The 7,123-nt window shown below is 36.6% G+C and carries 5 protein-coding genes and 1 pseudogene; 2 read left to right on the forward strand and 4 right to left on the reverse strand.

The genetic code is table 11. The features are described 5' to 3' along the window. Positions 1-505 precede the first annotated feature (505 nt). Complete coding sequence (locus GO685_RS02360; protein WP_175937414.1) at positions 506-700, forward strand: hypothetical protein; 195 nt, start codon at positions 506-508, stop codon at positions 698-700. A 62-nt stretch (positions 701-762) separates the two neighbouring features. After that, positions 763-1,236: pseudogene (locus tag GO685_RS02365) on the forward strand (type IV secretion system protein); the annotation flags it as partial. Positions 1,237-1,364: 128 nt separating this feature from the next. On the opposite strand, the gene GO685_RS02370 reads toward GO685_RS02365, so the two are convergent. From GO685_RS02370 to GO685_RS02385, 4 genes are all read right to left on the reverse strand, one after another. Next, entirely contained in the window at positions 1,365-2,912 is a 1,548-nt protein-coding gene (locus GO685_RS02370; RefSeq protein ID WP_175937415.1) for a leucine-rich repeat domain-containing protein, read from the reverse strand. A gap of 489 nt (positions 2,913-3,401) precedes the next feature. Further along, a complete protein-coding gene (gene nuoH / locus GO685_RS02375) occupies positions 3,402-4,427 on the reverse strand; it encodes an NADH-quinone oxidoreductase subunit NuoH (RefSeq protein WP_175937416.1) in 1,026 nt (341 codons plus the stop codon). Further along, a complete protein-coding gene (gene nuoG / locus GO685_RS02380) occupies positions 4,411-6,459 on the reverse strand; it encodes an NADH-quinone oxidoreductase subunit NuoG (protein ID WP_175937417.1) in 2,049 nt (682 codons plus the stop codon). Before nuoG ends, nuoH begins: the two co-directional genes overlap by 17 nt. A 13-nt stretch (positions 6,460-6,472) precedes the next feature. Further along, positions 6,473-6,682, reverse strand: a complete 210-nt coding sequence (locus GO685_RS02385) for a hypothetical protein (protein WP_041046493.1) — start codon at positions 6,680-6,682, stop codon at positions 6,473-6,475. Between the last annotated feature and the right edge of the window lie 441 nt (positions 6,683-7,123).

Genomic DNA, 7,123 nt, shown 5'->3' on the forward strand with positions numbered 1-7,123 from the left:
ATTCTTTCTTCGGTAGTTAAATAGCCACTTTATAATGAATTTCGTCAGTAACCACTAGATTTTTTAGTTGCCATGCAACAAAGCCCACTGGAATCCAGTCTTTCCATAATAATTAAAAATATTGTGTTTTAAATTAAGAAATGACGCCCTTCACAGTCTCTTGAACTGCTTTAGCTGTAATATTAAGAAATTTACTAAACGAGAAAAAAAGCAAAAAAAGCCCTGGTCGGTATTTATTTTCAGTATTGACGTTCTTAACAATGATACAAAAAATAATATCATAGAATTTAATAGGATAATCCCTAGAAAATCCTACGTTCCAAAAAAAGCAGATCGTGCTAGTGCAGCTTAAATAAGCCGATGTAAAAGGTAAGCTAAATTTTTACAGGAAAACATTTCAAGCAGCAAGGCAACGCTAATTGAACCGAATCTATAGAGTGTGCAACTAGAACACTTCAACTACTACACTCGATTAACAAATTTTAATACAAAAGGAGAAAACGTTATGAAAGCACCAAAAGAAATAAGAAAAGCTATTGCTAAAAAGTTCAAAAATTGGAAGGGTACCGCTGCTTCAAGAGAAACTGCCACAGATCGAACACAAGAACCAAGTGCTTCTAGCAGTACAAATAAAGATCTTCCAGGAGAAATTGAAAAACAAAAGCTTTTAGAAGTGCTTAAAACGCTAACTATAGATTAGCCGACGAAGAAAGAGCTGGAAATAGAGGGCTTTTTCTTCGTCGGCTAATCTATAGTTAGCGTTTTATGTTTATAGCATGTGATAAAATCTATTTTAAAGGTTTACATTTTGACAAGGAAGAGATAAAAATATTGGATAGTAAAAAACAGTGGTTTAAATTGCAAAGCGGCGAATGTGATAAAGACGAGAATAAAAATACTCTTGCATGTATGATGCAAAATTATAGTTTTAAAAAGAGCAGCATACTTGGTCTGTTCAACTTTACATACATAGAGTTTGGCAGTTCTCTCATTGGAGAATTATTAAAATTAGCTCTAATATTGTTTCTGTTTTATCACTTTTTGCATATTCTACCAGGAATGGCTGCAGAACTTTCTGGTAATTACAGGGCAGCACTCAGCTCTGGTGATACACCTGCAAAAATGATGTCAAAGGTCTTTTCTACAGGCAAAGCTGGATCTGGAGGTAATGCTAGGAAAAGTGCAAGTGGAAATACTTCCAGTGAATCTGCTGTTCGAACTGGTCCTAAACCTTAAAACAGGTGTTTATTAGGGAACGTTCCCGAGAAGGAGGAAAACCCTCCCTCATTGTTTACAGCTGACTAGAGGTTCCGTGACTACCTCTACGTACCTTACCTTGCCATGAAGACGAAGACAATGTTTCATTAGCTGCCTTTTTTTTCACTCAAAAAGCCGCTTCTAGGGAAACCTCCCCTTTCCACTGCTTCTTCGATTTTCATTCCACCAAAGAGACAGTTTTTCCCTATTTCCTCGCCTTTCGCTTGTAGTTTAGACAACATTTCCGTATCTTCTACTTTCACTTGTATTTGGTCGTAGTTTTTTACATCGTGGTACACTGTAATTACTAGCCCACCAATACTTGTAGGAAATGTTATTTCAAAACCACCGAGTACATCAGTATAGTTCCTTCTATCCCCTTCTTCTTTTCTGATTTCCACTTCACCACCGCCTACTTTTATTATGTGGCTGCCTAGTCCAATATTTGGATCTATACCTTCTAGTACTTTTGCAGTCTCTATTATGCTGTCTTTAGAATATTCTGTAAAAACTGTTTTATTATCTATTTCAACACCTATTACGCTTCCTCTTTGAGCAGCATTTGCACCGGCTTTTTTCCACTCTTCAAGTTGCTTTTCTATCTGTGGCTGGACCTCTGGTTGCAGTTCTTTATAAATCTCACCTATTGGTTTATTTTTCAATAGGTGGTCATGAAACTCTGCTCCCTTCAGCATTAGTTTTTGCATTACCTTCTTCTGATCATTTTTTTTGAATTCATGCTCCTGCATGCCTAATACGACATACTCAGCAAAACTCTGATCATTCTCATAACGCCCATTCATCCTCATTCCAATATCTATTGCTTCATCGACAACTTTGTGCATTTCACCTGGGTTCTTCGCTGCTACAATTGCGTTTTTGAAATAGTTTAACTGCTCACTTTCCTTTGCACTTAGCTTTCTTTTCTTCAACTCTGAGTCAATTGGATGAATTTCAGGTATATGAAACTCTTTTTGTATTATTTGTTTAACATGTTGAGGATGATCATTGTTTTGATTGTCACCTGAACTTTCTAGATTATTGTTGACATTATTCCAATTATTTAATAGAATTAATGTTTCTTTTTCATTTGTAGTATTATTATTAAAAGATATAGGAAGTTCGCCGCCATTTTGTAATTCACGTGAGGCTTCTATGTCTTCATTTTCAGTATTGTTGTGACTTAAATCAAAACGTAGAAGTTCTCTCTCTCTTAATGCCTCATTTAGAGCCAGAGCACCTTCATTTCCAATATTGTTGTACGATAAATCAAGCCATTTAAGATTTTGAAGTTTATCATTTTCAAATGCCTTACTCAGAGCCAGAACACCTTCATTTCCAATATTGTTGGAAAATAAATAAAGCTTTCTAAGATTTTGAAGTTTACCATTTTCAAATGCCTTACTTAGAGCCAGAACACCTTCATTTCCAATATTGTTGTACGATAAATCAAGCCATTTAAGATTTTGAAGTTTATCATGTAATAAATCAATTAGAGCCATTAGATCTTCATTTTTAATATCACTGTTCCTCAAAGAAAACTGAGTAATATTTGAGAGATCACCTTTGTGCTGTTGCAAATTTTCTATTACTTTTTTTATTGTAACATTTGATAGTGTTAATTCATGGTTATTAATATGTTGATTAAGATCCATTTTTATACCCCCATTATTTATACCAATACATAAAAATTATAGCTGATATTTTAATAATTATTAAGTTATTAGCAAATCATGTAAAAACTTTTAGAAAATACCAGGTTCTGTAGCGTTATCGAAAATCCAATTATTTACTCTTTACAAAAACCGCAAAAAAGTACCTATATTTGTGAGAACAAGCCGGGTAAAAATAAGGTTGTGAAAATAGAAGCTTAAAATTGTTACAGCAAAGTTAGGCAAATTGGTTCGTATGTAAACGTGGTAGAAGTAGGCTAATATAGCTGAACTTTACGTTGTATTAAATTACCATAGATAAAAGTTCGCGTAGGTTACAAGGTATACCAAGCGATTCCAAAACAACTTGTTCTCACGGGTGGCGGTTTTGGGCGCTGGAAATGGTATTAGAAAAAGCCATAGCACAAAAGTCTTGAAACCTTAGTGCAAAATTTATCAAAGAAATTTTAATATTGTGATCAGCATGCATATTTACAACTCTAAACCTGGTAAATTCCCAGTAAAAAGTAGCACTCCTGAGATGAGTATTAGCCAAAGTACTGATATTGGCAGAAACACTTTCCAGCCAAGACGCATTAGCTGATCATATCGATATCGAGGTATTGTTGCCCTAATCCAAATAAATATGAACAACAATAAAGCTATTTTCAAGACAAACCAAATTAAACCTGGAGTTTTATACAAAAAACTAAGTTCTAGAGGAGGATACCATCCTCCTAAGAAAAATATTGTTGTCATAGCGCTTGCTAAGATCATGTTTGCGTATTCTCCCAAGAAAAAGAGGGCAAAAGGCATTGATGAATATTCAACATTATACCCAGAGACAAGCTCTGCTTCAGCTTCTGGTAAATCAAACGGATGACGGTTGGTTTCCGCAAGGAGAGAGATAAAAAACACTATTGCCATAGGTATGAGTAGTAGGTCAACCCAAAATGGCATATTATGCTTTGTTACTACCATTTCCCCGAGATTTAGCGTGCCAGTTGTGACAATAATTGTGGCAACTATTAAGCCTATCGAAACTTCGTATGAGATCATTTGAGCAGCTGACCTTATAGCGCCAAGAAACGCGTAATTGGAATTACTTGCCCAGCCTGCAATAATAATGCCATATACCTCTAAAGAGGATACAGCTAGCACATAAAGTACTCCAACATTAATATTTGCTATCACCTTAGGAATTACTGTCTGTTGCCCGTTTTCTGTAATTACCTCAGCACCAAATGGTATAACTGCCCAGGCGATTAATGCTAAAATAAAGGTGAGCATCGGAGCCATAATGAACAATATGGTATTTGCCCTAAATGGTATTATCGGCTCTTTAATCAGTAATTTAATTGCATCTGCAAATGGCTGTAATAGCCCAAAAGGTCCAACTACGCTTGGGCCATGTCTTAGCTGAATTGCACCAATAAATTTGCGTTCGAAGTACACCAAATATGCTACTGAGAGCAGTAACGGCACCAAAACAAATAAAATGTTAATTAGCGTGTCCATAGAAAGCTTTAGTACAATCTGCCATTATTTTTGAAGCGCGGCTTATGGAATCTGTCATATAAAAATTACATTCTTTTAGGGCGAAAGGCGCACTGCTTAGTTTTATCTCGTTGCAGGTAATTGGCACCCATTTGTTTTTTACCACCTGGTCAGCGTTTCTAAACTGTGGGCCTATAGTATCTAATTTTTTTTTCACGTCAAATAAACTATCATATGGGAAGGAGAGGCCCAGATATTGCGACAAATTTTTAGTAATCAACCAGTCTTCCTTTGCTTCACCAGGGGGAAATACAGCTAAATTTGTTCTCTGCACTCGCCCTTCAGTATTCACATAAGTTGCATATTTCTCTATATATGTAGCTCCAGGTAGAATAACATCTGCTATGTGTGCCCCTCTATCGCCATGATGACCTTGATAAATTACAAATGTATCTTCTAACTTTGATGTGTCAATTTCATCTGCACCGAGAAGATAAACAGCTTCCATATCGCCACTTTCTGCTTGCTTTAGTATTTGGTTAGTGTCTTTTCCACCTTTTTTGGGAACAAATCCAATATCTAACCCACCAACTCGTGCTGCGGCTTTGTGCAGCACATTAAAACCATTCCAGTCATCTCTGACCATGTTAAAATTTTCTGCAATTGTGCCAGCTAAAGCTAAAATTGATTCGGAATCATCTCTTGTTAATGCATCTTGACCGATGATGATCATAGGGTTTTTAGCAGCGCTTAGCAGCTTGCAAAATTTGTGATTTCCTTTCGCTATTTCATTTAAAATGCTAGGATTATCGCCTAGCTTCTCAACATGATACAAATATTCAATGTCAGGACCAATGCTTGCAATAGGAAAGTTGCCTTGTAAATATCTTTTTCTTATACGTGCATTAATAACTGGTGCCTCTACTTTAGGATTTGTGTTTATAAGCAGGCATAAATCTGCATTTTCTATACCCTGAGCAGTGGTGTTGAACACATATGATCCACGATTATTTTGTATAAGCTTTGCTCCATCCTGCCTACAATCTATATTTGCTGAACCGAGCTTATGCATCATTTCTTTTAGTAGAAGCATAGACTCACAATCCGCCAAATCACCTGCAATTGCAGCTATTTTGTTTGGCTTTGTACTTCTTAGTTTTTTTGCAGCAACAGTTAGTGCTTCATTCCAATCAACCGGAATTAATTTACCATCTTTCTTTGTATAAGGTTGGTCAAGGCGTTGCACTTTTAGTCCATCGTAAGCAAAGCGAGCTTTGTCTGATATCCATTCCTCATTCACTTCTTCATTGAGTCTTGGCAATATTCGCATCACTTCCGGACCGCGATAATCGACTCTGATCGCACTTCCCACAGCATCGAGCACATCTATAGTTTCGCAATGTGATAGTTCCCATGGACGCGCCTTAAATGAGTAAGGTTTTGAAGTTAAAGCTCCTACAGGGCAGAGGTCTATGATATTTCCAGATAACTCGGAGCTAATATGCCTTTTTATGTAAGTGCTGATCTCTACATTTTCTCCTCTACCAATTCCTCCAAGTTCGTTTGTACCTGCAACATCAGACAAGAACCTAACGCATCGAGTGCAATGGATGCATCTATTCATTGCAGTTTCAATAAGTGGCCCAAAATGCTTTTTTGGTACAGCCCTTTTATGTTCATCAAGTCTGCTAGTTCCCTTTCCATAGGCCATTGTTATATCTTGCAAATCACACTCACCACCTTGATCACAAATTGGGCAATCAAGCGGATGGTTAATTAGCAAAAACTCGAGCACTCCTTCACGTGCCTTTTTGACTTTTGGGGTATCAGTATGAATAATCATGCTCTCTGCAACTGGTATTGCGCAAGAGGCTACTGGTTTTGGAGGTCCGCCTTCCACTTCAACCAAACACATTCTGCAGTTACCGGCGATTGCTAAGCGCTCATGATAACAAAAGCGTGGAATTTCAATGCCCACAGCTTCACAGGCTTGGATTATAGTAAGCCCAGCCTCTACTTCACATTCCTTAGAGTTAACGGTAATCTTAACCACAAATTTAAACCCACTATACAGCTTCCCACTTTATAGGATTACCACTCTCGTCTTGAACGAGACTACCATCCCCATATTCAGCGGACATATAATTCATACGTGAGTCGCGATCTATATATCTAACTGGTTTTACCGGTTTATCTTTATACATTTTTTGCTTAGCTTTCTGACGCTGAGTAGGGTTATTTTTACTAGCTGTTTTCGCTTTTCCGCCTGCTGCCATATGAACTCCTAAAAACTTCTCATTTTATTTTAGCACTTAAGTGTACAGCGTCAACATTAAATAACTTTAAAGTTTCGATGGATATCTAAAAACAAAAAAACTACTTGACAACCTTCGCCAGTTCCCTTATAATGAGACTGAAGCTATTATTTACCTTCAGTCTGTGCAGATTAAACGACAAAAAACTCAATGTACTTGGCGTCTTATGTTTAATTTTTTGCACTATGTGCACCTGATGTCTTTATAAACTTTCAAAGTTTTTACCTAATATAAGCTAAAATGCGCTTGTTAAAGCGTTTAAGACAATAAAAAACGCCAATTTAAAAGATAGATAGCGAATAACTAGCTAACGGGGTTTCTTTTGCCTTTTGTCTGTTTAGTAAATTTCTTAACGTTTAAAATTAGATCAGTTGCGGTTTAAAAGCAGCTAGATTAGACGTT

Origin of the sequence: Wolbachia endosymbiont of Madathamugadia hiepei, from assembly GCF_013366855.1 — a bacterium.
Taxonomy (GTDB): domain Bacteria; phylum Pseudomonadota; class Alphaproteobacteria; order Rickettsiales; family Anaplasmataceae; genus Wolbachia.